Annotated in this window: 23 protein-coding genes, 3 pseudogenes and 1 riboswitch; of the genes and pseudogenes, 13 read left to right on the top strand and 13 right to left on the bottom strand. The window is 60.9% G+C overall.

Annotated features, from left to right (window positions below; all coding sequences use genetic code 11):
• Nucleotides 1-75 precede the first annotated feature (75 nt).
• A complete protein-coding gene (locus tag BM70_RS0108295) occupies nt 76-669 on the top strand; it encodes a phosphoheptose isomerase (RefSeq protein ID WP_007904374.1) in 594 nt (197 codons plus the stop codon).
• On the top strand, nt 666-1,247 hold the full coding sequence (locus BM70_RS0108290; protein WP_025855571.1) for a BON domain-containing protein: 582 nt from the start codon (nt 666-668) through the stop codon (nt 1,245-1,247). Before BM70_RS0108295 ends, BM70_RS0108290 begins: the two co-directional genes overlap by 4 nt.
• A gap of 61 nt (nt 1,248-1,308) precedes the next feature.
• Here the strand turns inward: BM70_RS0108290 and BM70_RS0108285 are convergent, their stop codons facing one another.
• Together BM70_RS0108285 and BM70_RS32215 are read right to left on the bottom strand one after the other, a co-directional pair.
• On the bottom strand, nt 1,309-2,082 hold the full coding sequence (locus BM70_RS0108285) for an OmpA family lipoprotein (protein ID WP_012722283.1): 774 nt from the start codon (nt 2,080-2,082) through the stop codon (nt 1,309-1,311).
• A gap of 193 nt (nt 2,083-2,275) precedes the next feature.
• A pseudogene (locus BM70_RS32215) lies at nt 2,276-2,525 on the bottom strand (hypothetical protein).
• 3 nt (nt 2,526-2,528) lie between these two features.
• Here BM70_RS32215 and BM70_RS31150 point away from each other — a divergent pair.
• Nucleotides 2,529-3,312, top strand: a pseudogene (locus tag BM70_RS31150) (hypothetical protein).
• Here BM70_RS31150 and BM70_RS0108275 read toward each other — a convergent pair.
• The 5 genes from BM70_RS0108275 to BM70_RS0108255 all read right to left on the bottom strand — a co-directional run bounded on the left by BM70_RS0108275 (nt 3,309) and on the right by BM70_RS0108255 (nt 12,332).
• A complete protein-coding gene (locus tag BM70_RS0108275) occupies nt 3,309-6,038 on the bottom strand; it encodes a LuxR C-terminal-related transcriptional regulator (protein ID WP_025855570.1) in 2,730 nt (909 codons plus the stop codon). The pseudogene BM70_RS31150 and the gene BM70_RS0108275 overlap by 4 nt on opposite strands.
• Nucleotides 6,039-6,286: 248 nt before the next feature.
• Nucleotides 6,287-7,651, bottom strand: coding sequence for a DUF1329 domain-containing protein (locus tag BM70_RS0108270; RefSeq protein ID WP_025855569.1), 1,365 nt, complete (start codon nt 7,649-7,651; stop codon nt 6,287-6,289).
• 28 nt (nt 7,652-7,679) lie between these two features.
• Complete coding sequence (locus tag BM70_RS0108265; RefSeq protein WP_025855568.1) at nt 7,680-9,554, bottom strand: DUF1302 domain-containing protein; 1,875 nt, start codon at nt 9,552-9,554, stop codon at nt 7,680-7,682.
• A 330-nt stretch (nt 9,555-9,884) separates the two neighbouring features.
• A complete protein-coding gene (locus tag BM70_RS0108260) occupies nt 9,885-11,567 on the bottom strand; it encodes a fatty acid--CoA ligase (RefSeq protein ID WP_025855567.1) in 1,683 nt (560 codons plus the stop codon).
• 132 nt (nt 11,568-11,699) lie between these two features.
• Complete coding sequence (locus BM70_RS0108255; RefSeq protein WP_025855566.1) at nt 11,700-12,332, bottom strand: LysE family translocator; 633 nt, start codon at nt 12,330-12,332, stop codon at nt 11,700-11,702.
• A gap of 85 nt (nt 12,333-12,417) precedes the next feature.
• Between BM70_RS0108255 and BM70_RS0108250 the strand changes: the two genes are divergently transcribed.
• The 3 genes from BM70_RS0108250 (at nt 12,418) to BM70_RS0108240 (ending at nt 15,257) form a co-directional block, all read left to right on the top strand.
• Nucleotides 12,418-13,383: a 2-hydroxyacid dehydrogenase gene (locus tag BM70_RS0108250; RefSeq protein WP_025855565.1), complete on the top strand. Its 966-nt coding sequence runs from the start codon at nt 12,418-12,420 to the stop codon at nt 13,381-13,383.
• Between the two features lie 30 nt (nt 13,384-13,413).
• A complete protein-coding gene (locus BM70_RS0108245; protein WP_025855564.1) occupies nt 13,414-14,412 on the top strand; it encodes a class I SAM-dependent methyltransferase in 999 nt (332 codons plus the stop codon).
• A 51-nt stretch (nt 14,413-14,463) separates the two neighbouring features.
• Nucleotides 14,464-14,583: riboswitch (yybP-ykoY riboswitch) on the top strand.
• An 89-nt stretch (nt 14,584-14,672) separates the two neighbouring features.
• A complete protein-coding gene (locus tag BM70_RS0108240; protein WP_025855563.1) occupies nt 14,673-15,257 on the top strand; it encodes a TMEM165/GDT1 family protein in 585 nt (194 codons plus the stop codon).
• 121 nt (nt 15,258-15,378) lie between these two features.
• Here the strand turns inward: BM70_RS0108240 and BM70_RS0108235 are convergent, their stop codons facing one another.
• Entirely contained in the window at nt 15,379-16,197 is an 819-nt protein-coding gene (locus BM70_RS0108235; RefSeq protein ID WP_025855562.1) for a M48 family metallopeptidase, read from the bottom strand.
• Nucleotides 16,198-16,210: 13 nt separating this feature from the next.
• On the opposite strand from BM70_RS0108235, the pseudogene BM70_RS33915 reads away from it, so the two are divergent.
• Both BM70_RS33915 and BM70_RS33910 read left to right on the top strand, forming a co-directional pair.
• Nucleotides 16,211-17,722 (top strand): annotated as a pseudogene (locus tag BM70_RS33915) (HAMP domain-containing protein); the annotation flags it as partial.
• Nucleotides 17,723-17,737: 15 nt separating this feature from the next.
• Nucleotides 17,738-18,580: a methyl-accepting chemotaxis protein gene (locus BM70_RS33910; protein ID WP_371262124.1), complete on the top strand. Its 843-nt coding sequence runs from the start codon at nt 17,738-17,740 to the stop codon at nt 18,578-18,580.
• Nucleotides 18,581-18,638: 58 nt separating this feature from the next.
• Here BM70_RS33910 and BM70_RS0108225 read toward each other — a convergent pair whose 3' ends face one another.
• The 3 genes from BM70_RS0108225 to BM70_RS0108215 are packed head-to-tail and all read right to left on the bottom strand — an operon-like array spanning nt 18,639 to nt 19,750.
• Nucleotides 18,639-19,259 carry an SOS response-associated peptidase gene (locus BM70_RS0108225; protein ID WP_025855560.1) on the bottom strand — a complete coding sequence of 207 codons (621 nt, stop codon included), beginning with the start codon at nt 19,257-19,259 and terminating at the stop codon, nt 18,639-18,641.
• A gap of 36 nt (nt 19,260-19,295) precedes the next feature.
• Nucleotides 19,296-19,556, bottom strand: coding sequence for a putative signal transducing protein (locus BM70_RS0108220; protein ID WP_025855559.1), 261 nt, complete (start codon nt 19,554-19,556; stop codon nt 19,296-19,298).
• 11 nt (nt 19,557-19,567) lie between these two features.
• Nucleotides 19,568-19,750, bottom strand: coding sequence for a CPXCG motif-containing cysteine-rich protein (locus BM70_RS0108215; protein WP_025855558.1), 183 nt, complete (start codon nt 19,748-19,750; stop codon nt 19,568-19,570).
• A gap of 133 nt (nt 19,751-19,883) precedes the next feature.
• On the opposite strand from BM70_RS0108215, the gene BM70_RS0108210 reads away from it, so the two are divergent.
• Entirely contained in the window at nt 19,884-21,047 is a 1,164-nt protein-coding gene (locus BM70_RS0108210) for a 1-acyl-sn-glycerol-3-phosphate acyltransferase (RefSeq protein WP_025855557.1), read from the top strand.
• A gap of 122 nt (nt 21,048-21,169) precedes the next feature.
• On the opposite strand, the gene BM70_RS0108205 is transcribed toward BM70_RS0108210, so the two are convergent.
• Nucleotides 21,170-21,427, bottom strand: a complete 258-nt coding sequence (locus tag BM70_RS0108205) for a hypothetical protein (RefSeq protein WP_025855556.1) — start codon at nt 21,425-21,427, stop codon at nt 21,170-21,172.
• Between the two features lie 183 nt (nt 21,428-21,610).
• On the opposite strand from BM70_RS0108205, the gene BM70_RS0108200 reads away from it, so the two are divergent.
• Nucleotides 21,611-21,820 carry a hypothetical protein gene (locus BM70_RS0108200; RefSeq protein WP_025855555.1) on the top strand — a complete coding sequence of 70 codons (210 nt, stop codon included), beginning with the start codon at nt 21,611-21,613 and terminating at the stop codon, nt 21,818-21,820.
• A 57-nt stretch (nt 21,821-21,877) separates the two neighbouring features.
• Here BM70_RS0108200 and BM70_RS0108195 read toward each other — a convergent pair whose 3' ends face one another.
• The gene (locus BM70_RS0108195) at nt 21,878-22,465 is read right to left on the bottom strand and encodes a YajG family lipoprotein (RefSeq protein ID WP_025855554.1); all 588 of its coding nucleotides are present in this window, start codon (nt 22,463-22,465) and stop codon (nt 21,878-21,880) included.
• Between the two features lie 194 nt (nt 22,466-22,659).
• On the opposite strand from BM70_RS0108195, the gene BM70_RS0108190 reads away from it, so the two are divergent.
• The 3 genes from BM70_RS0108190 (at nt 22,660) to mqo (ending at nt 25,128) form a co-directional block, all read left to right on the top strand.
• Nucleotides 22,660-22,893, top strand: coding sequence for a hypothetical protein (locus BM70_RS0108190; RefSeq protein WP_025855553.1), 234 nt, complete (start codon nt 22,660-22,662; stop codon nt 22,891-22,893).
• Between the two features lie 549 nt (nt 22,894-23,442).
• A complete protein-coding gene (locus tag BM70_RS33040) occupies nt 23,443-23,619 on the top strand; it encodes a hypothetical protein (protein ID WP_155952140.1) in 177 nt (58 codons plus the stop codon).
• Nucleotides 23,620-25,128 (top strand): malate dehydrogenase (quinone), encoded by a 1,509-nt coding sequence (mqo, locus tag BM70_RS0108180; protein ID WP_025855552.1) that lies wholly within the window; start codon nt 23,620-23,622, stop codon nt 25,126-25,128. It begins immediately after the preceding gene.
• The last annotated feature ends 26 nt before the right edge of the window (nt 25,129-25,154 follow it).

Below are 25,154 nucleotides of genomic sequence, written 5' to 3'. Positions count from 1 at the left end.
CCACACACTTTTGCTCTTTGCTTTGCGGGCTGCACATTCCTGTGCCAAACAGCCGCGCTACTTAAGGTCACACAGATGGACATGCAATCCCGAATTCGCCAGCTTTTCCAGGCCAGCATCGACACCAAGCAACAGGCGATGGACGTACTTGCACCGCACATCGAGCAAGCCAGTCAGGTCATGGTCAATGCCTTGCTCAACGAAGGCAAAATGCTTTCGTGCGGTAACGGCGGTTCGGCCGGCGATGCCCAGCATTTCTCGTCCGAGCTGCTCAACCGTTTCGAGCGTGAGCGTCCGAGCCTGCCAGCCATCGCCTTGACCACCGATTCGTCGACGATCACCTCGATCGCCAACGACTACAGCTACAACGAAATCTTCTCCAAGCAGATCCGCGCCCTGGGCCAACCCGGTGACGTGCTGCTGGCGATTTCCACCAGCGGCAACTCGGCGAATATTATTCAAGCGATCCAGGCCGCACATGATCGCGAAATGATTGTCGTAGCATTGACCGGACGCGATGGCGGCGGCATGGCCTCGCTGCTGCTGCCTGAAGACGTGGAGATTCGCGTCCCGGCCAATGTCACCGCACGTATCCAGGAAGTCCACCTGCTGGCGATCCACTGCCTGTGCGATCTGATCGACAGCCAATTGTTTGGGAGTGAAGAATGACCGTTAACCGCCTCAGCCTTTTGGCCATCACCCTGTGCCTCGCTATCAGCGGCTGCAGCACGGCCATCACGGCAACACGTGACACCCCTATTGAGGATGACAAGGGTACCCGTACTTTCGGCAGCAAGATCGATGACTCGCTGATCGAAACCAAGGTCGAAGTCAACGTCGCCAAGGCCGCGCCCGATCTGGGCAATGGTGCTTCGCGTATCGTAGTGACCAGCTTCAACGGCGTTGTGCTGCTCGCCGGCCAGACTCCACGTGCCGACCTCAAGGCCCAGGCCGAGCAAGCCGCCGCTGCTGTGCAGCGGGTGAAGAAGGTGCACAACGAACTGCAGGTGATGGACCCGATCACCCTGCTGGCGATCAGCAACGACGCCTTGCTGACCACCAAGATCAAGGCGCAGATGCTGACCGATAACGCGATCCCCGGTTCGCGCATCAAGGTCGTCACCGACAACGGCATCGTCTACCTGATGGGCCTGCTCACCCAGGCCGAAGCCACGCGCGCCGCCAACCTGGTGCAGGGTGTGTCCGGCGTGCAGAAAATCGTCAAGGTCTTCGAGTACATCGATTGATGTAACCGACAGCCACAAAAAAGGGCGCCTTACTCAGGCGCCCTTTTTTATCAGCGAATGTTTACTGGTACTGCGAGTACGGGTTGCCCTGGAACTGGTTGTTCTGTTGCGGTGCCTGTTGCTGGGCACCTGGCTGACCGTACTGCTGGCCTGGGATCGGACCAAGGTTCACTTCCACGCGACGGTTCTGGGCACGGCCGTTGACGTCGGCGTTGCTGGCAATCGGGTTATCCGGGCCGGCACCGCGGGCGCTCAGGTTGGCGCCATTGACGCCCTGGGAAGTCAGGTAGTTGGCCACGCTCTGGGCACGGCGCTGGGACAGGTCCATGTTCAGCTGGCGGCTACCGGTGCTGTCGGTATAACCCACGATCTGGATAGTGTTCTGGTTGAACTGCTTGAGGGAATTGGCCAGGTTGTTCAGCGGCTGATAGAAGCTGCTGGAGATCGCGTCCGAGTTGGTCGCGAAGGTGATGTTGCCCGGCATGATCAGTTTGATCTGGTCGCCCTGGCGCTGAACCTCAACACCGGTATTGGCCATGCTTTCACGCAGTTTCTTTTCCTGCTGGTCGGCGTAGTAGCCGTAGCCAGCAGCGCCGGCGCCTGCAACGACCGCACCGATCAGTGCGCCCTTGCCACGGTTGTTATGGTCGATGGCCGCACCGGCCAATGCACCGGCCAGGGCACCCAGCCCACCGTACTTGGCGGTCTTGCTCATGCCGCCGGATTCATTACTTGCCTGTCCCTGGCTGCTGCCGTCATAAGGGTTAGGGGATGCGCAGCCAGACAACAAGGCTACGACGGTAGCGACAACAAGCAGACGACGCGAAGTGAACATGAAGGGAGCTCCTACTTTTGCATTCTATGGTGCAAAGGACATTGGCAATGGACCTGTGCCGAGTTTGGAACGCGACAAACGGTAAAAATTCCGTGGCTACAGAAACCGTAGCAGACGCTCGCTGAACACCACCTGAGTTTTTTGCGACAACGCTTGCCTGTTATAGAACAGCCTCTCCCCGGCAATTATTCCTTCACGCCCGCACAAAAGGGTTCTCACGCATTTCATCACCCAAGCGGGTATCCGGCCCGTGACCGGTGACCGGTGACCACGGTCGCGCCTTCGTCGAGGGTGAACAGGCGTTGCTTGATCGAACGCACAATAGTGGCCTGGTCCCCGCCCCACAAATCCGTGCGCCCGATACCTCGACGGGACAGCGTGTCGCCGGCGATCAGCAGCGACGCACTGGCCGCGCTGATCCCACCACGGCAAAGGACAGACACGTAATGACCATGACTGGGGTTTATGCCGACTGGGAAGGTATCGACGGCCCCTTGCGACTTGGTTGGCTACACGCGAAAAAAACCCGTTCGACCGAAAAGTTCGAGTACGAAAGCGATCCCCTGGCGTTGCAAAACCGAGCGCTGAGCGCCGTTCGGATCGACCCGGGCATCGGCCCCTTTACCGGCGCCCAGTTCCCCGTCGAGGGCAGAAACATGTTTGGCGTATTCAGTGACTTCTGCCCGGATCGCTGGGGCCGGCTGCTGATGAAGAGGCGCCTGGAGCGCAACATACGCGAAGGGTTATATGACGCAAACACTCGGCTCGGCGAGTCGGACTACTTGCTGGGCGTCCACGACCTCTTTCGCGCTGGCGCCCTGCGCTACCGATTGAACGACTCCGGCAGTTTTCTCGATGATCAGGACGCCGTTGCCGCGCCTCCATTTGTTGAGCTGCAAGCGCTTGAAAGGGCCAGCCGCGAACTGGAAGACGACCCGGACAATCGGGCACCGGAAGGCCGGGAATGACTTTATCCTGGAGCCAGGCAATGGATGGCGCTTATCGGCGGCGTATGACGTGAACCCCACGCCACAGGGAGACGGGCTGAAGCTAAATATCACTGAATACGACAATGCACTGGATCTCGAACTGGCGAGAGAAGTCGCGGGTTTCTTTCGCGTAAATCTTGCGGCGGCGGATGAAATCATCGCGGACTGCATCAATTCGGTGAGCCATTGGAGAACCGTGGCTCAAGCGGTGGGGCTTTCGCCAAAGCCCAGGCTTAACTAACCAATCAACCTCAGCTCCTGCGCCCGCGCCACCGCCTGCGTACGCCGCTCGACGCCCAACTTGCTGTTGATATGACTCGCGTGGGTCTTGACCGTGTGCAGGGAGATGAACAACCGATTGCTGATCTCCTGGTTGGAACAGCCCTGAGCGATCAATTGCAGCACCGCCAGCTCCCGCGCACTCAAGGTCTCGTGGGTGGATGCGGCCTCCACCACCACGAGCGCTGGCATCAGCGCCAGCAGGCTTTGGTTCAGCAGGCCACGAGCATCTTTGGCGAGCTGCTCACGCATCCAGTCCGGATGGGTTTCCAGCAAGCGCTGGAAGGGTTGCAACGCGCCACCGGCCCCCGCCGCCATCGCCCGCGCCAGGGCCGAACGCGCCTTGGTCTCCTGACCGCCCTCCAGCAACAGCTGCACTTGTTGGGTCAGGGCCATGAGGGCGATCATCTGGCGCCCGTTGTCATGGGCGTTTTGCGCCAGCTCTTCGAGGCGTTGCAGCGCCGCATCAGGTTGATGGCGAGTGGCGTCCAACGCGGCCTGTTGCAGCTCGATATGCTGTGGCAAGTGCGGATGGAACTCCGGCGCGGCGGCAGCGCGATCACCGTTGTAGGTCTGCCCCAGGCGGGCCAGCCAGGCATCGGCCAGGTCGGTGCGGCCTTGGGCCAGCCACAGTTCGCATTTGATCAGGGTGATCATCGCCAGGTAGTAGATCGGCGGCACGTCCCAGATATGCATCAGGCGCTCGGCCTCGGCAAGCTCGGCAAAGGCTTTGGCGAAATCACCGCGACGCCCCTCGAAATTGGCGATCACGCAATGGCCGATCAACACGCTGATGTCGCGGCAAGCGCGGGCCTCGGCAAGGCCGGCGCGCAAGCGGGCGAGCCCGGCCTCGGGCTGGAACCGCACCAACAGCAAATACCCTTCATAAAGTGACAGGCGCGCACGCACCGCGTACAAGCGTTGGGGTGCCAGGCCATGCAGGCGTTGCAGGCCCTGGCGCACTTCATCCAGTGAGCGCAGGATTTCGCCGCGCGCCTGCAGCACTCGTGCACGGTCGTAATGGGCCAGGGCCTCGAACAAGGGGTTGCCGACGCGCTGCGCCAGCTCCAGTGATTCGCGATTCAGGCCACGGGCACGCCACAGGTCGGCATCGACGATGGCCAGGTTGGAGAGGGTCGACAGGCACATCAAGCGCTGGCCATAACGCCGTTGCGGCAGGCTTTCCAACGCTTCGCTGCAATAGCGCTGGGTCAGCTCGCGGTCGCCCCGGCCCCGGGCGATGATCCCGCTCAGCGCCAGCCACTGGGCCAACATCGATTTCTGTGCAGTGGCCGACGGCGCTGGCAGGAAGCGACTGAGGTAGCTGGACAGTTCTTCCGCCGCGTCCAACTGGCAGGCCAGGCCCAAGGCCCAGCTGTAGAGCACGATCAAGCGCGGTGTGCTGATCAGCAGGCTGTCGGGCAAGTCCATTTTCCAGCGCAACAGCATGCCGACATTCTGCTCGGCCAACAGCTGTTCTTCGGACAGGTTCTGCACCAGGTTGGCCGCCACATCCAGGTGGCCGGCGCGCAACGCCTGCTCCACCGCCTCATCGATCAAGCCCTGGGCATTGAACCAGCGGCACGCACGCAGGTGCAGGCTGGCCGCCGGCAACACATTGCTGCTGGCGCGCCGGGTGCGTAGCAGGTCGGAAAACAAATGGTGATAACGGTACCAGTGGCCCTGCTCGTCCAGGGGCACCAGGAACACTTGGTGCGCTTGCAGGTAACGCAGGATGTCGGCGCTGTCATGGGCTTCACGTACGGCGTCGCAGAGTTCGCTGCAAAAACGATCCTGCGGGGCTGTGTCGTACAGAAACGCCTGCACCTCGACTGGCAGGCAGTCGATGACTTCTTCCAGCAAGTAATCGCGGATCAACCCTTCGCCGCCGTGCAGGCTCTGCGGCAAGGCACCCTCACTGCCGGCTTCAGACGCGGCCAGCAACCAGAAGCGCAGGCCGGCGACCCAGCCTTCGCTGCGGCGGATCAGGTTGTCGAGGGCTTCGCCGCGCAAGGAGCTGCTGTGGCGATCGAGCACCGCCAGCGATTCGCCGTGCGTCAGGCGCAGGTCCTGTTCATGCAGCTCCAACAGGTGGCGCGATAACCGCAGCCGCGCCAGATGCCAGTCCGGGCGCTGGCGACTGGTGACCAGCACCACCAGGCCGTCGGGCAAATGGTTGAGGAAAAACTGCAGGCAACGGTCGAGCACCGGCCCCTGGGCCAGATGGTAGTCATCCAGCACCAGCAACAGCGGCGCGCGGGCGGATAGGTGCATGGTCAGCTCGTCGAGCAGGCCATCCAGCCATTCTTCGAAGGCAAAGGGTTGATGACGCTGGCGCATTTTCAGCAGGCCCAGGGATTGGGCGCCGAGTTGCGGGAAGAATTGCTGCAAACCGTCGAGCAGGCGCTCGAGGAAACGGCCGGGGTCGTTGTCCCGTGGACTCAGGCCCAGCCACAGGCTTTGCCAATGGGCCGGCAGGCTCTGGCAGAACTCTACCGCCAACGAACTCTTGCCGAACCCTGCCGGTGCGCTGACCAGCAACAACCGCCCTTCCAGCCCGGCACTCAGTCGCTCGCACAGCCGTGGTCGCAGCACGTAGCCCTCAGGCAGAGGGGGCCTGTAGAAGCGACCTTCCAGGGTGGGGATTACCGCACTGGCAGGCCCTTGGATTCGGGACAGATCAGTCATCGCCGGGCTCTTGTAGAAGGCTGTTGTCGGCATTGCAGATGTCCGCAGACTAGCGGTAAAAGCGGCAGGTTTGTAGATCTTTGCAACATTTGCCTGAAAAGAACTGCGACAAAAAATCTCACCACAAAAAACAGGAGCCGGCTTGCCGGCGATGCAGGCGCCTCGGTGTGTCTGTTACACCGAGGGGATGCTATCGCTGGCAAGCCAGCTCCTACGGGGGCCGGCATCCACAGAGGGGGTGTTACGGCTTAGCGGACACCATCCTGGCGCAGGGCCGCTGGGGTGAAGTCGCTGGTGGTGGCGGTGAAGCCGAAGTCATACGCCTGCTTCTCTTCGTTCTTCATGCCCAGCGCCAGGTAGCGGCCGGACTGCAGGTCGTAGAGGGTTTCCAGGGCGTACCACGGCACTTGCTTGTCGTAGTAGTTCTCGGCATGGGCTTCGGCGACGCGCCACAGTTGGCCACGGCCGTCGTAGTGGTCGATGACCGCCGCTTGCCAGGTGTCTTCGTCGATGAAGAAGTCACGTTTGGCGTAGATGTGGCGCTGGCCTTCCTTCAAGGTGGCGACGACGTGCCAGACGCGGCGCAGCTCATAGCGAGCCAAGTCCTGGTTGATGTGGCCGGCCTTGATGATGTCGGCGTACTTGAGCTTCGGATCGTCGATCTTGTAGCTGTTGGAGGCGATGTAGATTTCTTTCTTGCCTTCAAGCTTCCAGTCGTAGCGATCCGGCGCACCGTTGTACATGTCGAGGTTGTCGGAGGTACGCAGGCCGTCGGCAGCGGTGCCCGGGCCGTCATAGGACACTTGCGGCGCCCGGCGCACACGGCGCTGGCCGGCGTTGTAGACCCACGCCGAACGCGGCTCCTTCACCTGGTCAAGGGTTTCATGCACCAGCAGTACACCACCGGCCAGACGTGCCGGCGCGGTCACTTGCTGCTTGAAGTAGAACAGCACGTTGCCCGGGTTTTTCGGGTCAAAGTCTTTCATCTTGTCGCGGAACACGAACTGGTCGCGGAAGTACACCAGGCTGTACGAGCCGTTGGTTTGCGGCGTGGCCTGGGTCACCAGGCGGGTCACGCTGCCGCCACGATAACGGGTGATGTGGTTCCAGATGACTTCCACGCCACTTTTTGGAATCGGGAACGGCACGGCGGTTTCAAAGTTCTCCAGGCCGTTGCCGCCAGACACCAGGTTGGTGGTGGTAGCGTTCTTCTTGATGGCCGCAAACACATCCGCCGGCACGGTAGCGCCGCGATGAGTCGGGTAGACCGGCATCTTGAAGGTCTCCGGGTAGCGCTTGAACATCGCGTACTGCCCCGGCGCCAGCTTGTCCTTGTACTGCTCGACGTTCGCCGCGGTGATGGTGAATTGCGGTTGCTCACTGGCGTAAGGGTTGGCCAGGAACCCACGGGCATCGACGGCACCAGCGTTGGTGGGCAGTGGCGACCATTTTGGAATGGTGCCGGCGGCGTTGCCGGCCATTTCGGCGCCCATCGGGGTCAGGGTCGTGCCCAGCTTGGCAGCTTCATCCGCCGAGACTGCCGCCATGACGTTGCTCGCCAGGATCGACAGCCCAAGCACACCCACGTGCAACAGACTTTTAGTTATTTTCATGTTCTGGTCTTCCTGAAATGCTGTGTGCTTAGAAGTTGGCGCCGAAGCTCAAAGCGACGAAGTCTCGATCAACCGAGGTGTTGTAGTCGCCACCAAAGAAGTTGGTATAGGCGAGGCTCGCCGTATAGGTGTTCTGATACTCAGCGTCCAGCCCCAGGCTTACGGCTTTGCGACCTTCTTCGAAGTTGCCACCAGGACCTGGCGAGTAGCCGCTCACGTCATGAGACCATGCCACGTTGGGCTTGAGGTTCACCCCGGCGAATACATCCGGATACTCCCAGATTGCCCGGCCACGGTAGCCCCAGGACGTAGAAGTTGTGAAACCATCATTGTTGCAGTTGGCCGTCCGGTTGCTGGCATCTGCTCCAGGGCCAGCACCAGTGATCGTGCCGGAATTGAGCGTTGCACAGAGCGCGCCTTGTCCAGGGCCATACACGGGGTCACGTCCGTAACGCGCTTTGTCACGGCTCTCCAACCCTCCCACATGAGTCACACCCACTTCACCGACCAACGTCAGGCGACTGGCGCCCATCACCTGATCAAAAAAGTGCGTGAAGGTTGTCTGGAACTGAGTGACTTCCTTACGACGATACCCATTCAGGTCCGTGTCGGCGTTCCCCTTGAGCGGAGATGCCGCGCCCAGGCCGGTCAATGGCGTGACGCCCGCGTAGAGAATGTCAGTTGTGTTCAGTTGCACCGGAGCATTTGGCCGGTAGCTCAACTCACCGCTCCAGGCCGTACCTGTAGGCAAGGTGGTGGAGAAGCTCAAACCGTAGAGACGGATATCCTCGGGGTATTCAACGAAGTAGTTGGAGTTACCCGCGACGATAAGAGGACGCAGACCAGTTGCCGGGGTAAGCGTCAACGCGTTGGCCGCTGCATACGTCGCTGCCGACGCCCCATGGGCACTGAAGATCGGTGCACGGCTGTGATAGTTCATGAAATAGGCGCCGAACTCAGTGTCCAGCGGCTCGTAGTTATAGTGGAACGCCACGCCGAATTGACCACTGTCACGTGCATCGCGATCAGGACCACGTTTGACGAGTACACCCTCTTCGTTAACATTGACCCCAAAGCTGTTCAGCAACGGCAGCGCGCCGGGCTGAGTCGCGAGGAACGAACGCTTGCTGAGCAGTCGGAGGTTGTCCGAACAGCCATCGGAAATAACATCAGGCTGAGAGAAGAATGTCCCGCAGTTATCGGTAACGGTCTGGTCCCATTCCAGTTGATAGAACGCTTCAGCCGACAGGTTATCGGTCAAGGTCTGCGACACATAGAACATGTTGACCGGGATCAAGCCTTCCTTGATCTCAGCCCCCGGACGACGGAAGGCGGACACGTCGATCGGGTTGATCGAGTTGATGCCACCACCGATGAAAGTACTTTCACCCCAGCTCACTACTTGCTTACCGAATCGAACGTTACCGGGCTGATCGGCAATTGAGTAGTTGTGATAGATGAACGCATCGAGAATCTGCCCGCCCGAGGACTTGGCGCCCTCTTTGCGGTTATTGTCGCTGATGTCCTTGAACGGACGGCTTTCGTCCTTGAGCTCAAAGTCATACCAGTACTTGCCACGCACAAACACACCGGTATCGCCGTACTTCAATTCCAGGTCGTGAATGCCCTTGAAGATCTTCGAAAAGGTTTCGCCTCGCTTGAAATTCAAGTGGCCGTCATCGGACGTCTGGGAAAGCCCCTTACCGCCGTTGTTGACGCCGATGAGGTCGCGGTCAGGCTTGGCTGTCGACCAACTGGCACCCACGGAAAGAGACGAGTCAAAACTCCCTTCGATTTCACCGATGTTGAAACTGACGCCGAATGCGGGCCCGGCGAGCGTAGAGGCGAGACTGACGGCCAGGGGCAGTCTTGCCCGGCGCCAGAACTGGTTTACTGAGGTCATCGACGCTACTCCATGTGCATTATTGTTATGGCAGTGAGTTCTTTCTGTGATGCATGTAACGGCCGGAATACAACGACTCCAATGCCGCTCGGCAGCCGAGCCCCCATGGCTCGTAGCGGAACATCCTTGAAAAACCCTGAGTGGGACTATAGCCAGCAGGGGGTACCGCTTGATCCCTCTAAAGTGTGATTTGCATCACCAGCCCGTCTGCCACAGTCCTTTCGCCATGTCGGCGAGGGCCGACGCGGCAAGGATGGCTGAAAATCGGCAAATCACAAGTGAAGGCGCGAGATAGAGCATTGCCGTGCCACACGGGCACGGCAAACCGGCTCAGAGGGTGGACAGGAAGGTGCTGTTGTTGGCCTGCCATTCGATGATGTCGATGCGGATACGTTTTTTGTCGAGTTTGCCGACGCTGGTCTTGGGAATTTCCGTAACAACGGCGATCTGGCTCGGAATCGCCCACTTGCTCAAGTGGCCCAATTCCACGAACGGCTTGAGGTGTTCCTTGAGCTCGCGGGCCCCTATCACATGGCCATCACGCACCACCAGCAAGGCAAACGGGCGCTCGCCCCACTGCGGATCGGCGATGCCCACCACCGCTACTTCGCGTACCGCCGGGTGACGGCTGACCAGGTCTTCGAGGGCCAGGGAGGAGATCCACTCGCCGCCGGTCTTGATCACATCCTTGATGCGGTCGCGAATGTCGATCACGCCAAAGGCATCCAGCGTGGCCACGTCGCCCGTGTGCATCCAGCCGCCTTCCCACAGCTCGGCGCCCTTTTGCGGCTCGTTGAAATAGCCTTCGCTGAGCCACGGCGCACGCAGCACCAGCTCGCCCTGAGACTCGCCATCGGCGGGCAGGAAGTGACCGTCGGCGTCGATGATCGCCGCTTCCACCAACGGCCCGGGCACGCCGGCCTTGATGCGGTAAGTGGTGCGCTCATCCTCGGTGCCGGCCATCAGCTCTTCGTTGAGGTGGGCGCAGGACACCAGCGGCCCGGTCTCGGACATGCCGTAGGCGGCGGTCAATTGAATCCCGCGCGCCTTGGAGGCCTCATACAGCGACCGGTTGAGCGCACTGCCGCCGATGACGATTTTCCAACCGCCAAAATCCACGCCCTGGGCAGCCTTGGCGTTGAGCACCATTTGCAGGATGGTCGGCACGCAGTGGGAGAACGTGACCTTTTCCTTGCGCCACAGCTCCACCAGATATTCCGGGTCGTAGCGGCCGGGATAGACCTGCTTCAGGCCCAGCATGGTCGCCACATACGGCAGGCCCCAGGCGTGTACATGGAACATCGGCGTGATCGGCATGTACACATCGTTGGTGCCCAGCAGCCGCACGCTGTCGACGCTGCCCATGATGGTCGCCACGCCCATGGTGTGCAGCACCAGCTGACGATGGGTGAAGTACACGCCCTTGGGGTTGCCGGTGGTACCGGTGGTGTAGAAGGTGGTGGCGACGGAGTGTTCGTCGAAGTCCTGGAAGTCGTATTTCGGGCTGGCGCCGGCCAGCAGGGTTTCGTACTCGCCTACCAGGTGGGGCAGCTCGGCGGTCTTGGCGTCACCGTCGGTGAGCAGCAGGGTCTTGTCGACGGTGGTGAGTTGCCCGGCGATGGCCTGGTAGAGGCCCACGAACTCGCTGTTGACCAGCACGAAGCGGTCCTCGGCATGGTTCATGGTGTACAGGATCTGTTCGGGTGACAGGCGCACGTTGATGGTGTGGATCACCGCGCCGATCATCGGGATGGCGAACATGCATTCCAGGTAACGGTGGCTGTCCCAGTCCATCACCGCCACGGTGTCACCAGCCTTGACGCCCGCCTCGGTCAGCACATTGGCCAGGCGCGCGACCCGTTCGATCAGGGTCGGGTAGGTGTAGCGCAGCTTGTCGCGGTAGATGATCTCCCGGGTCTTCTCGTAACGGGTGCCGGACATCAACAGGCGTTTGATCAACAGCGGATATTGGTACGCACCTTCGGCGGGCGGGATAACACGGGTCTGCAACATACGAATCCCTTTTTATGACTGCACAGTCTTGGCTTGAAGATCTGCACTGTAGAGACCTTATGTTTCAGCCAAATCAGCCAAAGGAATGATTTGCAGACCCCAATGAATGCTAGCTTTGCGCCAGCATTCGGCTTATTTCATGCTGGTGAAGGCCAGCTTTACCCCGATGGCGATCAGCACTGCGCCCATGGTGCGGTCGAACCAATGCCCCATCCGCGCAAAGCCGGCACGCACGCGTTGCTGGCTGAACAGCATGGCCACTAGGCAGAACCACAGCGCCGTCGCCACCGCCAGGTACACACCGTAACCGGCCTGGATTGCCAGCGGCGTGTGCGGGTTGATCACCACGGTGAACAGCGACAGGAAGAACAGCGTCGCCTTGGGGTTCAAGCCGTTGGTCACAAAACCTGCGGTAAACGCGCCACGCGGGGTGCGCTCGCCGGCTTCGCGGTGCAACTCGCCCTCGGCGGCAGGCTTGGCTGGCTGCGCGCGCAGGGCCTTGAAGCCGATGTACAGCAGGTAGGCCGCCGCCGCCCACTTGAGCGCGTTGAACAGCACGATGGACTGGGACACGATCAAGCCGATACCGAGCAACGAGTAACCAACGTGCAAGAAAATCGCCGACCCCACCCCCAGAGCGGTCCAGGTCCCGGCGCGACGGCCGTGGGTAACACTTTCACGCACCACCACCGCGAAATCCGGGCCGGGGCTGGCCACCGCCAATAAGTGAATCAGGGCTACGGTCAAAAACTCGGCGACGTACATGCTCACTCCAATTAAGTAACTGATTATTTCATCTGATAGGCTCGGCAGATTACGCCTTCGAACCCTGTCGCAAAAGGTACAGTTGATGACGAACAATCGCCGCGCCGTCTTCCTTGATCACCCGTCCCTGGACCTGGGGGACCTTGACCTCAGCGAGCTGCGCAACAGCTTCAGCGAGTTGCAGCTGTTTTCGGACACCACGCCGCAGAACGTGATCGAGCGCCTGCAAGGCGTCCACGTGGTCATCAGCAACAAGATCGCACTCAACACCGAAACCCTGGCGGCCTGCCCGGAACTCAAGCTGATCCTGGTGTCGGCCACCGGCACCAATAACGTCGACCTCGAAGCCGCCCGCGCCCATGGCATCACCGTGAGCAACTGCCAGGGCTACGGTACGCCGTCGGTGGCACAGCACACGGTCATGCTGCTGCTCAACCTGGCGACGCGGTTGAAGGATTACCAACGGGACGTGAGCGCCGGCAAGTGGCAGGAGGCCAAGCAGTTCTGCCTGCTGGACCACCCCATTGTCGAACTGGAAGGCAAGACCCTCGGCCTGCTCGGCCATGGTGAATTGGGCGGCGCCGTGGCACGCTTGGCCGAAGCCTTTGGCATGCGCGTGATACTCGGCGCGATTCCGGGACGCCCTGCCCGTGCCGACCGCGTACCGCTGGATGAACTGCTGACACAGGTCGACGCGCTCACCCTGCACTGCCCGCTCAACGAACACACCCGCGACTTCATCGGCGCCCGTGAACTGGCGTTGCTCAAGCCCGGCGCTTTTGTGGTCAATACCGCACGCGGCGGTTTGATCAACGAGCAGGCACTCGCCGATGCCTTGCGCAATGGCCACCTGGGTGGCGCGGCGACCGATGTGCTGAGCGTGGAGCCGCCGGTCAACGGCAACCCGCTGCTGGCCGGCGACATCCCCCGGCTGATCGTCACACCCCACAACGCCTGGGGCAGTCGCGAAGCGCGCCAACGCATCGTCGGCCAACTGGCGGAAAACGCCCGGGGCTTTTTCAGCGGCGCCCCGCTGCGCGTCGTGAGTTGATAAACTGCGCCCCTTTTCAAGGAGCAGACCATGGATCCGCGCAGTGAAGTACTGCTTCGTCAGGCCGAACTTTTTCAAGGCAACCTGCTACTGGTGGGGTTGCCTGCCGACGACCTGCTCGGCCGACTGCCCAACGCCCACGGCTGGAGCTGGCATGCCGGCGACCAGGCGGCGCTCGACGCACGCTTCGCCGAGCGCAGCCACTTCGGTGTGACCGTGCCGGAGCGCGCCTTTGATGCGGCGGTGATCTTTCTGCCCAAGTCCAAGGACCTGACCGACTATTTGCTCAATGCTGTGGCTGCGCGCTTGCCCGGCGCCGAATTGTTTCTGGTCGGCGAGAAAAAAGCCGGTATCGAAAGCGCCGCCAAGCAGATGATCCCCTTCGGCAAACCGCGCAAGCTCGACAACGCACGGCATTGCCAGTTGTGGCAGGTCACCGTGGCCAACGCGCCGCAAGCGGTCGAGCTGGAGAGCCTGGCGCAGGTCTTCGACGTACCACTGGCCGAAGGCCCGCTGAAGGTGGTGAGCTTGCCGGGCGTATTCAGCCATGGTCGCCTGGATCGCGGCACCGAGTTGCTGCTGGAGCACTTGGACAAACTGCCGAGCGGGCATCTGCTGGACTTCGGTTGTGGCGCCGGCGTGCTGGGGGCTGCGGTAAAACGTCGCTACCCGCACAACACCGTGACGATGCTGGATGTGGACGCCTTTGCCGCCGCCAGCAGCCGCCTGACCCTGGCCGTCAACGGCCTGGAAGCCGAGGTGCTGACCGGTGACGGCATTGACGCCGCGCCGATGGGTTTGAACGCGATCTTGAGCAACCCACCGTTCCATGTCGGCGTGCATACCGATTACTTCGCCACCGAAAACCTGCTGCGAAAAGCGGCGAAACACCTGGCAAAAGGCGGCGAACTCCGCCTGGTTGCCAACAGCTTCCTGAAGTACCAGCCGCTGATCGAAGAGCATTTGGGCGTGTGTGCCGTGAAGGCCGAAGGCAATGGTTTTCGCATCTACCGTGCGAAGCGCGGCTGACGGGCGTTTGAAAAAGAAGGCTTGCCGAATGGGTTTTGCCTAGGCAGAATCCGCTCCGTCCTAGGGGAGTAGTCTCCCACGAGCACCACGCTCGTCCGGCATACGTCAACATACTTGGTCAGCAGACCATGGCGTATGCGACCCAGGAGTCCGCACAGACGGACCGGGGTTTGACAAGACCTATGACACGCACACCTTACCCGGGGCGGGAAGGCTGTACGTGTCATAGCCGTGTCGACCCGCCCCTGGAAACTTACCTGATGCTGGATTCACTACTCGTTCCTACCGCAATCGTTGCCTTGGCCGAAATCGGCGACAAGACGCAACTGCTCGCGCTCATCCTTGCTGCTCGCTTCCGCAAACCCTGGCCCATCATCGCCGGCATCGTTGCCGCGACTTTGGCCAACCATGCGGCCGCCGGTGCCGTGGGCGCCTGGTTCGGGAGTTTCTTCTCGGATGCGGTGTTGCACTGGATCCTGGCGGCGAGCTTCTGCGCCACGGCATTGTGGACCCTGGTACCGGATAAACTCGACGATGACGAAGCCAGCACTACCCGTAAATTCGGGCCTTTCCTGACCACGCTGATTGCGTTCTTCCTGGCGGAGATCGGTGACAAGACACAGATCGCCACGGTGATGCTGGCGGCGCAATACCCGGAACTGTGGCTGGTGATTATCGGGACGACCGTGGGCATGCTGATTGCCAACGTGCCGGTGGTATTGGCGGGGAATTTTGCGGCGGAGAAACTGCCGTTGACGCTGATTCGTCGACTGGCAGCTACGGCGTTCTTCGTCTTGGCGATTGTAGCGGTGTACAAAGCCATGCAAAGCAGCGGCTGGATCTAAGGCTGCAAACCCGATCCCTGTGGGAGCTGGCTTGCCTGCGATGGCAGCAACCCGGTGCAACTGAGAGACCGAGCCGCCTGCATCGCGGGCAAGCCCGGCTCCCACATTGATCTGCGTTAACTCAGGATTTTTTTGCCTGCTGGTACAGCGGCATCACCTTCGGAATCGCCGCCTGCAACGAGGCGATTCGGCTGTCGGACGCCGGGTGAGTGCTCATGAACTCCGGTGGCGCGCCTTCCGACGCCTTGGCCATCTTGTTCCACAGTGTGATGGCGGCGTTCGGGTTGTAGCCGGCGCGTGCAGCCAGCTCGAGGCCGATCAGGTCCGCTTCGTTTTCATTGCTGCGGCTATTAGGCAAGGTCATGCCGTAGTTGGCCACCGTGTCCGCCAGCGCCATGCTGTCCTGGCCGAGGCCGAACAAAGCACCGGCGCCCTGCTTGGCCATCTCGATCCCATAGGCCTTGGACATGGCTTCGCGACCATGTTCACGCAAGGCGTGGGCGATTTCATGGCCCATCACGGCAGCCAGTTCGTCATCGGTGAGCTTGAGGTTGTCGATCAAGGCGCTGTACACGAAGATCTTGCCGCCAGGCCCGCAGTTGGCGTTCATCTCGTCGCTCTTGATCAGGTTCACTTCCCACTTCCACTGCGCCGCATCGGCCCGAAAGGTAGGCGCCTGGGCGATCAGGCGGTTGGCAATGGCCTGCACACGCTTGGCGTTGGCGCTGGTCTTGTCCACCAGGCCCTTGCCGCTGGCTTCACCCAGGGTCTGCTGATAGGACTGGGCATACATCTGGTCGACTTCCTGGCTCGACAGCATGCTGAACATGTACTGCTTGCGCTCCACCCCAACGGCGCCGCCGCTGGTGGTGTTGACCGACTGACACCCGGCCAGCAGCATCGCTGCAACCAGCCCGTTGACCGCCAATGACTGCTTCATACCTTTCATATTCATGCGCCTGCTCCCTGAAAACATGGCGCGTATCGTAGGCGCACATTTGTATCGGCGCCAGATACACCAGACGTGTAACCACCAATTTTCGGATACATCCTACCGATACCAGCAACGGCGGCGGGCATTCCATTTGCGACACCCCGAATATTTTTGCAGGGCACCCCCTCATGCCCAGCACGCCCGTGGCCGATACAAAAAGGCGGACCGTCCCCCTGTGCCCGGAGCTTTCATGAAATTCAAGTCGATTCAGTTTTCTGTCGCGGCATTGGCCGGGGCCATTGTCCTGAGTGTGGTCGCGGTGTTGGTGCTCTACGCGCTGTTTGCCGGCGCCCGGACCCAAGAGATGGTGCAGGAACGCACCCAGGTGCAGTTCGAGCAGATTATCGAGCAACGCCTCACGGCCCTGGCGCAAACCCAGGCCACCTTGATCCAGCGCGAATTGGAAGCACCGCTGGTGACCGCCAAAGGCCTGGCCACCGCCAACGCCCTGCTCGCCATGAAAGATGCCAAAGGCGAACCGGCCCTGCAAATCGGCCGCGAACAGCTGATCAACCTGTTGCACGAAACCGTGGTGCGCAACCCGAAGATCCTCGGCGCGTACATTGGCTGGGAACCCAACGCGGTCGATCACAACGACACGGCCTACGTGAACAGCCCGATTGTCGGCATGGGCGCCGACGGACGTTTCCTGCCGTGGTGGTACCGCAACGCGGATGGCAGCCTGGGCCTGGATAAACTCGCCGACGTCAACGACCAGAACATCCTGTCCACCGGCGTACGCGCCAGTGAGTACTACCTGTGCTCCAAGGAAAGCAAAAAGCCCTGCGCCATCGACCCCGCCCCTTACAAGGTCGGCAATGCGATGGTGATGCTGGCTTCGTTTATCGAGCCGATCATGATCGACGGCACCTTCCAGGGCATCGTCGGTGCCGACCTGTCGGTGAACTTCATTCAGGACATGCTCACCAGCGCCGATCAGAAACTCTACAACGGTGCCGGCGAGTTGGCGCTGATCTCCAGCAACGGCCGCCTGGTGGCCTACACCAAGGACGCCAGCAAACTCGGCGAAAAAGCCAGTGACCTGCTCGACAGCAACGAACTGACCAATCTGAGCCAACTCAAAGTCGGCGAAGTACGCTACGACCTCGACAAGGAACACGGGCATATCGAGTTATTCCTGCCGTTCAATATCGGCCAGACCGATGCCCGCTGGACCCTGATGCTGCAACTGCCCCTGAGCGCAGTGATGGCCGACTCGCAGAAACTGCAAAACGACCTGGAAGCCCAGCGCAAGACCGACATTTTCGGCATGACCGTCGCCGGCCTGCTGATCGCCGGTGTCGGCCTGCTGGTGATCTGGCTGGTCGGCCATGGCATCGCCCGTCCGCTCAAGCAAATGGTGGCCATGCTCAATGACATTGCCCAGGGCGAAGGCGACCTGACGCGACGCCTGACCAGTGACCGCGCCGATGAACTGGGCGCGATTGCCGCCGGCTTCAATACCTTCCTGATCAAGCTGCAAGGCATGATCACGCAGGTGGTCAGCTCAGTGCAGAAGGTCAGCGACTCGTCGGAACATACGGCCGATATTGCGATTCGCACCAATCAGGGTGTGCATAAACAAATGGTGGAAATCGATCAGGTGGCCACCGCTGTGCATGAGATGACCGCCACTGCGCAAGACGTTGCGCGCAACGCCACCCAGGCCGCACAAGCCGCCAGCCATGCCGACCAGGCGGCGAGCCAAGGCATGCGCATTGTCCGCGACACCTCCACCTCCATCGGCGCACTGGCCGAGGAAATCGGCAAGGCGGTGGGCGTGGTGCAAACCCTGGCCAAGGACAGCGAGAACATCAACGCCATCCTCACGGCGATTCGCGGGATCGCAGAACAGACCAACCTGCTGGCCCTCAACGCCGCCATCGAAGCGGCGCGTGCCGGCGAACAAGGCCGTGGTTTTGCCGTAGTGGCTGACGAAGTGCGCAACCTGGCGCAGAAGACCCAGAAGGCCACCGAAGAAATCCAGACCATGATCCAGCAACTGCAACAGGGCACGCGGGATGTGGTGCGGGTGATGGAAGACAGCCAGAACCGCACCGATGAAAGCGTGCAGCACGCAGCGAAGGCGGCTGAAGCGCTGGAGACCATCACCCAGGCAGTGTCGGTGATCAACGACATGAACACCCAGATCGCCAGCGCGGCAGAGGAGCAGAGCGCGGTGGCCGAGGACATCAATCGCAACGTGATCAATATCGGCCAGGTGGCCAATGAAGTGGCGGGCGGCGCGGATGAATCCAGTGCCGCCAGTGCGGACCTGACCAAGTTGGCCGAGCAGCAGCGCCGGCTGATCAATCAGTTCAAGGTCTAGGGATTTTCGGTGGCTTGCTCGCGAAGGGGCCAGTCAACCTAACCCAACACTTACTGACTCACGCCGGCGTCAGGCACTCAGGCCCATTGAGCTTCGGATCATTGACCATGTTGGCCAAAACCCGCTCGCGCAACGCGGTCGGCTCACTGGCCAGCAGGCCTTGCAATACATGCAACGGCGTCTCGGGATTGAGCCAGGCTGCCTGCCCGGCATCATCCAGAATCAGCGGGCGACGCTGGGCCTGCGCAGCCTGGGTCACCACCGCCGTGCTCAGCCACACCTGCTCCTGCACGGGGTAAGCCTCCCAGATCGCCGCAAAAAACAACGTGGAGCCCTCCCCCGGCGTGAGCCAGTACGGGCGTTTGCGCTGGGTGCCGCGCCATTCGTAGAACCCGTTGGCCGGCAGCAGGCAGCGCCGCTGGCGAAAGGCTTCGCGAAACATCGGTTGCTCGGCCAGGGTTTCTGCGCGGGCATGCGCGGGTGTGCGGGAAAGGTCTGTCAGCCACGGTGGCGTCAGGCCCCAGCGCGCGCGCGCCAAGGTACGCTGGCCGTCGCTCAGGCGCTGGATCAGCACCGAATCATTCGGGGAGATGTTCCACTGGGCCTGCTGGTCGGCCGGGAAACCCGGCAGGGCAGCAAAAGCAGGGTTCCAGCGAAACAGGGCATAACGTCCACACATGGGGCAACAGGACTCTTGGGTAAACCGACCGACAGCCTAACAGACCAGCACGTCGGGGAAACTGTCAGGTTCGTCGCCGGGCAAGGGTTGCGCGCCAACGTAGGCGGTAATCAGCTCTCGGGCGTACACGGCGCGGTCATTGTCCACCTCCAGGCCCAACAGGCCGAAGATCGGCAACTCGCCGGTGCCACCCAGCAAATGGCGCCCCACCAAATGCGCCTCGATACCCTCGCTGGCAAGCATCTGCTGCAGCAACTCGCCTTCCATCAGGTTTTCCGGTTCGTAGATTCGCTGCATGGGCGTCCCCGTTATTCATTTTCGCTGCGGGTTTCAAGCATCCATTCTTCACCATGGACCTGCAGATCGAAAATGATCGGCCGGCAACACACTTGGCAGTCTTCTATATAGCTCTGATCACCGCCCGACAAATCCACCGTTGTCTCGACCACTTCACCACAATAAGGACAATCGTACGTCGCGCTTTCCAGCATCGCAGCCTCCAAGGTGACTTGTGCGTATAATCGCCGGTCTATTGACAGGGTTATCGTTCGGCCGAGCCCATTACTCGGGCCGCCCCCTGGTATTTCCTTTACTTACCCTAGCCGTTTCTAACAAGAGAGCATGATGGGCGAATTCGATACCATCCGACCTTACAACGACAGCGAAGTCCCGGCAGTGCTGGCACGTCTGTTCAGCGACAAGGCCTTTCTGGACATCCTGACCCACTTCCGCTTCCCGCGCTTTGCCGGCGCACTGGGCTGGCTGCTCAAGCCGATGATCGCCCGCAAACTGCGCCGTGAGTTCGCCGGCGTCACCACCGTGGCCACGCTGCAGGACAAAGTCGAGTACTACGTCGACCACACCATCGACCGGGCGACCGACGGCGTGACCTACACCGGCGTCGAGCAACTCAAGTCCGGCACCGCTTACCTGTTCCTGGCCAACCACCGCGATATCGTGATGGACCCGGCCTTCGTCAACTATGCCGTGTACCACGCCGGCCTGCCGACGCCACGCATCGCCATTGGCGACAACCTGCTGCAAAAGCCGTTTGTCAGCGACCTGATGCGCCTGAACAAGAGCTTCATCGTGCACCGCTCGATCACCGGGCGAAAGGAGAAGATGGCGGCATACCAGTTGCTATCGGCCTACATCAACCATTCGATCCGCAACGATTGCCAGTCGATCTGGATCGCCCAGGCCGAAGGGCGCGCCAAGGATGGGGATGATCGCACCGAGTCGGCGATCCTCAAGATGTTCCACGTCAGCCGCAAGGACGAGCCGTTTGCCGAGGTGATCCAGTCGCTGAACCTGACGCCGGTGTCGATCAGCTACGAGTACGACCCCTGCGATACTGCCAAGGCTCGCGAGTTGTACATCCGCGCCACCACCGGCACCTACAGCAAGGCACCGGGCGAGGATGACGTGAGTATCGCCCTTGGCATCACGGGCTACAAAGGCCGCGTCCACATCAACTTCGCACCGCCGATAACCGAGCGTTTCGAAGACACCAAGCTGCTGGCAGTGGAAATGGACCGGCAGATTCTCGGCGGTTACAGGCTATTCCCGGTGCACTACCTGGCGTATCAGCAATGGAGCGACGCCGACCCGCAATTGCAGGTGCCGACGGCGGCCGAGGTGTTCCCGGCCGATGAACTGGCCAAGGCGAAGGCTGAATGGGAACGCCGCCTGAACGAATGCCCGGCCGAGCACCGGCCGTTCCTGGTGGTGCAATACGCAACACCGGTGCGCAATCAGTATCGGGTCAAGGCCGGCATACCTCTCTGACGCTACGAGAGCTGGCTTCTGTGGGAGCTGGCTTGCCTGCGATGCGGACACCTCGGTGGACCAGTCACACCTCGGTGAAGCTATCGCAGGCAAGCCAGCTCCCACATTTGTGTTGTGGCGTTTTAGAGGTGGGTGCTGACCCAGGAAATGGACAGCGCCAGACCCAGGCAGGCGAACCCGATGCGGTAAGCCAGACGATGCGCCCGTTCGGTGCGCACATCCAGAAACAACATCGGTTGATCGATCGCGCGATCTTCGCTTTGCGCGGTCAGGTCGGCCATCGCGCGCTGTTCGCGCAGGCGCGTGATAAATAGCAGCGCCGCACCCGGGCAGGCCACCAATAAAGCCACAGCATTGATCAATAGTGCCGGCAGCGCCATCGCAAACCTCAGTAGAACAGTGTCTTGGTATCAGTTCGGATACAAACCTGAACGATAGTGGCCTCCGGCGCCTGAAATGCTCCCTCCCCCATTGACGGCTAATGTATCCAGTAATTTACAACGTCACCTGAACGTCACCTTAACAGGCCACTCTGTTGCCCTTCGACGCTTAGGGAGCTTGTCATGTTGCACGCGCAAAACCAGGATCGGCTGTACCTGATCGCTCAGAGCGATGAGCAAGAGGCGTTGATCGGCAGCCTCGCCTTCAACGTTCAGGACCGCCACTGGCTGGTGTATTGCGCCCTTGGTGGACACCAGCATGCCGACTTGCCGGAGACCGATCTGTTGACGGGGGTGAGCATGCTGGACTTCTGTATCGACACCGCCGCGTGAAACTGGAGGCGAAAAAAAACCGGACGCCTCGCAGCGCCCGGTTTTTTTAAGCGTCGGTTATTGCGAGCTGAGCAACGAACCGATGCTTGGGTCCTTGAACAGGCGGGTCAAGGCATCACTCAGGACGTCGCTGACCAGCTTGGTGTTGGTTTCCTGGTTCGGCGACATACCGAAACGCTGGTTCAGGGACGCACCGTAGCGACCGCTGTAGCGGCGAGTGCCGGCGGTGACGTCGGACTTGAAGGTCGCACCGATGGACGCTTCGGTCACGTACAGGCCATCTTTAGGCGACTGGTACTTCAATTCGGCCAGGGTGATCGTCAACTGTGGAGCGCCCGGCGCGTTGGGGCTCGGGGTGAAACCCAGCAGGCGCACGGCGGCTTCGGCCTGGGCCTGCAGCTTGGGCAGCACGTCCTGGGCGTTCACCGAGACCAATGCGGTTTCCGGGTACAGCCCACCGCGCGAACCGAGCGTAGGCGATGGACGACCGTCCACCACACGCACCGACACCGGCTGGCCGTGGCCCACTGGGGCCAACTGCGTGGTGATTTTCGGTTCCGGGGTCAGTTGCTGCGGGCTGTTGGCGCAGCCAACCAGGGTCAAACTGGTCACAGTGATCAAACCGAACAACAGGCGTTGCAACATGCTCTTCTCTCCAGAAATCGGGTACCGACAGGCCGGCAGTATAGCGGTGCGCCCGTGCCGGGAACTAGCGCCAGTTACAACCTGAGACATGGCCAGACTGTAGCGGTTCGATGTCACTGATATGTCACGACCGATACACAGGCCCGTCATGCCCGGCAGGCAAGCTTGGCCCCAATCTCAGGAGGTCTATCGCCATGCAATTTCTCTGGTCACTGTTCACGCGCAAACCCGCCCTTCGCCAGTTCGCCCTGCTGGATGCGCAAGGCCGTTGCCAGGCCTTCAAGGAGTGCTGCCAGCCTCCCGTAGGCGATGGCTGGGTGGAAATCGATGAAATCCGCCTGAGCTGGATGCACCACCCGCTGCCGGCCCGCGCCCGTGTCAGCCCGCGTCCGGCGCAGTCGCCCCGGCACCAGCCGTTGGCCGCCTGACCGAACACCTAATAAAAGTCATAAAACACGCCCATTTCCCTGACGTTCTTCGCTACAATCTCCCCCCGATTATAAGGACGTCTCCTGATCGGGCCTCGCAGCATCGTTAATGCCCCGGCATTAACCCCAAGAATCGCCCACAGAGAGCCGCCCACACAGATCGAGTGAAGCTGGCGCGCTTGCTGTTTTCTCTGCAAACCACCCGCCTTTACCGAATCTGCCAGAGCTGCCATTGCGCTCGGCCACTTGAGTTGTTTGCCCGTTTTTGCCGCGTGTCGGCAAGGTATCCGGGCCAGGTGCCAGGCTGGGGCAGCCCTTTTTTGAGGTTCACGTCTTCAAAAGAGCGTGAAAAAACGGGTTTTCACAACTTCACAAGAGTGTGGCGAGCAAATGAATAGTTTGGCGTTTGTACAAGCACCATCAGCGTCTGGAACAGCCCAACCACACAGGACCGAGCACGCCTCAAAAACCGGAGCTTGAGCCTGTCCGCTACGGATTGGTTGCACGAATCACACGCTTTGACCATAAGTCGAATTGCCACAGGCGCCCATGAATGCGTTCATAGGCGGATTAGCCCGGCAGGAAGCGTGTGCTGAAGTTGCAAAGAATTGCGAATCGGACATGGCGATCCTGGCCATGGGTAACCTGGGGCAACACGTGAACCGCCCCGTCACTCCTGGCAGCCATGCCGTCAATTTGGTGCTGCAGATTTTGGAGACGCGTTAAATGGCGCATAACGAAGCAGTCGACGTAGTACTGGTAGGGGCCGGCATCATGAGTGCCACCCTGGCCGTACTGCTCAAAGAGCTCGACCCCGGCCTCAAGCTGGAAGTCGTTGAGCTGATGGATTCGGGTGCCGCGGAAAGTTCCAACCCGTGGAACAACGCCGGTACCGGCCACGCCGGGCTGTGTGAGCTGAACTACACACCGCAGGCGGGCGATGGCTCCATCGACATCAAGAAAGCCGTGCACATCAACACCCAGTTCGAGGTGTCGAAGCAGTTCTGGGCGTACCTGACCAAAAAAGGCACCTTTGGCTCGTCCAAGTCCTTTATCAGCCCGGTGCCGCACCTGAGCTTCGTGCAGGGCGAAAAAGGCGTGTCCTTCCTCAAGAAGCGCTTTGAGACCCTCAGCCAGCATCACGCGTTTTCGGACATGCACTACACCGAAGACCGCAGTGAGATGGCCGAATGGATGCCACTGATGATGCCGGGCCGTCCGCTCGACGAAAAAATCGCGGCCACCCGTGTATTGAACGGCACTGACGTGAACTTCGGCGCGCTGACCAATCAACTGCTCAGCCACCTGACCAGCTCGCCTGACGCCCAGGTCAAGTACAGCAAGCGTGTGACCGGCCTCAAGCGCAACGGCGCGGGCTGGACCGTAAGCATCAAGGACGTCAACAGCGGCAACAGCCGTGAAGTGGACGCCAAGTTCGTGTTCCTCGGCGCCGGTGGCGCGGCCCTGCCGCTGCTGCAAGCCTCGGGCATCGAAGAAAGCAAAGGCTTTGGCGGCTTCCCGGTGAGCGGCCAATGGCTGCGTTGCGACAACCCGGAAGTGGTCAAGCACCACCAGGCCAAGGTCTACAGCCAGGCCGCCGTGGGTTCGCCGCCGATGTCCGTGCCGCACTTGGACACCCGCGTGGTGGATGGCAAGAAGTCCCTGCTGTTCGGGCCATACGCCGGCTTCACCACCAAGTTCCTCAAGCACGGCTCGTTCCTCGACCTGCCGCTGTCGGTTCGCGCCGGCAACATCGGCCCGATGCTGGCCGTGGCCCGGGACAACATGGACCTGACCAAGTACCTGGTCAGCGAAGTGATGCAGTCCATGGAGCAGCGCCTGGAATCCCTGCGCCGCTTCTACCCGGAAGCAAAAGCCGAAGACTGGCGCCTGGAAGTGGCCGGCCAACGGGTGCAGATCATCAAGAAGGACCCGAAGAAAGGCGGCGTGCTGCAATTCGGCACCGAGCTGGTCGCGGCCAAAGACGGCTCGCTGGCCGCCTTGCTGGGCGCATCTCCGGGTGCTTCGGTGACCGTTTCGATCATGCTGGAGCTGATCGAGAAGTGCTTCCCAAGCAAAGCCGCTGGTGAATGGGCCGCCAAGTTGCAGGAAATTTTCCCGGCGCGGGAAAAGGTCCTGGAAACGGATGCCGAGCTGTATCGCAAGATCAACACGCAGAACAACATCAGCCTTGAGCTGGTGGCACCTGCCGCAGAGACCGAAAGCTACGCTTGAGGTCGTGACGCCATAAAAAAACGCCG

Origin of the sequence: Pseudomonas sp. CHM02, from assembly GCF_000612585.1 — a bacterium.
GTDB lineage: Bacteria > Pseudomonadota > Gammaproteobacteria > Pseudomonadales > Pseudomonadaceae > Aquipseudomonas.
The sequence above is the reverse complement of the archived record's forward strand: the minus strand, read 5'-3'. Positions and strand labels throughout refer to the sequence as shown.

Excerpts from the sequence above, each read along its gene's own strand:
- BM70_RS33910 (WP_371262124.1), top strand. The coding sequence starts at position 17,738 with ATGATCACGCAGGTGGTCAGCTCAGTGCAGAAGGTCAGCGACTCGTCG.
- BM70_RS0108250 (WP_025855565.1), top strand. The coding sequence starts at position 12,418 with ATGACGAACAATCGCCGCGCCGTCTTCCTTGATCACCCGTCCCTGGAC.
- BM70_RS0108235 (WP_025855562.1), bottom strand. The coding sequence starts at position 16,197 with ATGAAGCAGTCATTGGCGGTCAACGGGCTGGTTGCAGCGATGCTGCTG.
- BM70_RS0108190 (WP_025855553.1), top strand. The coding sequence starts at position 22,660 with ATGCAATTTCTCTGGTCACTGTTCACGCGCAAACCCGCCCTTCGCCAG.
- BM70_RS0108255 (WP_025855566.1), bottom strand. The coding sequence starts at position 12,332 with ATGTACGTCGCCGAGTTTTTGACCGTAGCCCTGATTCACTTATTGGCG.
- BM70_RS0108265 (WP_025855568.1), bottom strand. The coding sequence starts at position 9,554 with ATGACCTCAGTAAACCAGTTCTGGCGCCGGGCAAGACTGCCCCTGGCC.
- BM70_RS0108210 (WP_025855557.1), top strand. The coding sequence starts at position 19,884 with ATGGGCGAATTCGATACCATCCGACCTTACAACGACAGCGAAGTCCCG.
- BM70_RS0108285 (WP_012722283.1), bottom strand. The coding sequence starts at position 2,082 with ATGTTCACTTCGCGTCGTCTGCTTGTTGTCGCTACCGTCGTAGCCTTG.
- BM70_RS0108225 (WP_025855560.1), bottom strand. The coding sequence starts at position 19,259 with ATGTGTGGACGTTATGCCCTGTTTCGCTGGAACCCTGCTTTTGCTGCC.
- mqo (WP_025855552.1), top strand. The coding sequence starts at position 23,620 with ATGGCGCATAACGAAGCAGTCGACGTAGTACTGGTAGGGGCCGGCATC.
- BM70_RS0108220 (WP_025855559.1), bottom strand. The coding sequence starts at position 19,556 with ATGCAGCGAATCTACGAACCGGAAAACCTGATGGAAGGCGAGTTGCTG.
- BM70_RS0108275 (WP_025855570.1), bottom strand. The coding sequence starts at position 6,038 with ATGACTGATCTGTCCCGAATCCAAGGGCCTGCCAGTGCGGTAATCCCC.
- BM70_RS0108270 (WP_025855569.1), bottom strand. The coding sequence starts at position 7,651 with ATGAAAATAACTAAAAGTCTGTTGCACGTGGGTGTGCTTGGGCTGTCG.
- BM70_RS0108240 (WP_025855563.1), top strand. The coding sequence starts at position 14,673 with ATGCTGGATTCACTACTCGTTCCTACCGCAATCGTTGCCTTGGCCGAA.
- BM70_RS0108195 (WP_025855554.1), bottom strand. The coding sequence starts at position 22,465 with ATGTTGCAACGCCTGTTGTTCGGTTTGATCACTGTGACCAGTTTGACC.
- BM70_RS0108245 (WP_025855564.1), top strand. The coding sequence starts at position 13,414 with ATGGATCCGCGCAGTGAAGTACTGCTTCGTCAGGCCGAACTTTTTCAA.
- BM70_RS0108260 (WP_025855567.1), bottom strand. The coding sequence starts at position 11,567 with ATGTTGCAGACCCGTGTTATCCCGCCCGCCGAAGGTGCGTACCAATAT.
- BM70_RS0108200 (WP_025855555.1), top strand. The coding sequence starts at position 21,611 with ATGTTGCACGCGCAAAACCAGGATCGGCTGTACCTGATCGCTCAGAGC.
- BM70_RS33040 (WP_155952140.1), top strand. The coding sequence starts at position 23,443 with ATGAATGCGTTCATAGGCGGATTAGCCCGGCAGGAAGCGTGTGCTGAA.
- BM70_RS0108205 (WP_025855556.1), bottom strand. The coding sequence starts at position 21,427 with ATGGCGCTGCCGGCACTATTGATCAATGCTGTGGCTTTATTGGTGGCC.
- BM70_RS0108215 (WP_025855558.1), bottom strand. The coding sequence starts at position 19,750 with ATGCTGGAAAGCGCGACGTACGATTGTCCTTATTGTGGTGAAGTGGTC.
- BM70_RS0108295 (WP_007904374.1), top strand. The coding sequence starts at position 76 with ATGGACATGCAATCCCGAATTCGCCAGCTTTTCCAGGCCAGCATCGAC.
- BM70_RS0108290 (WP_025855571.1), top strand. The coding sequence starts at position 666 with ATGACCGTTAACCGCCTCAGCCTTTTGGCCATCACCCTGTGCCTCGCT.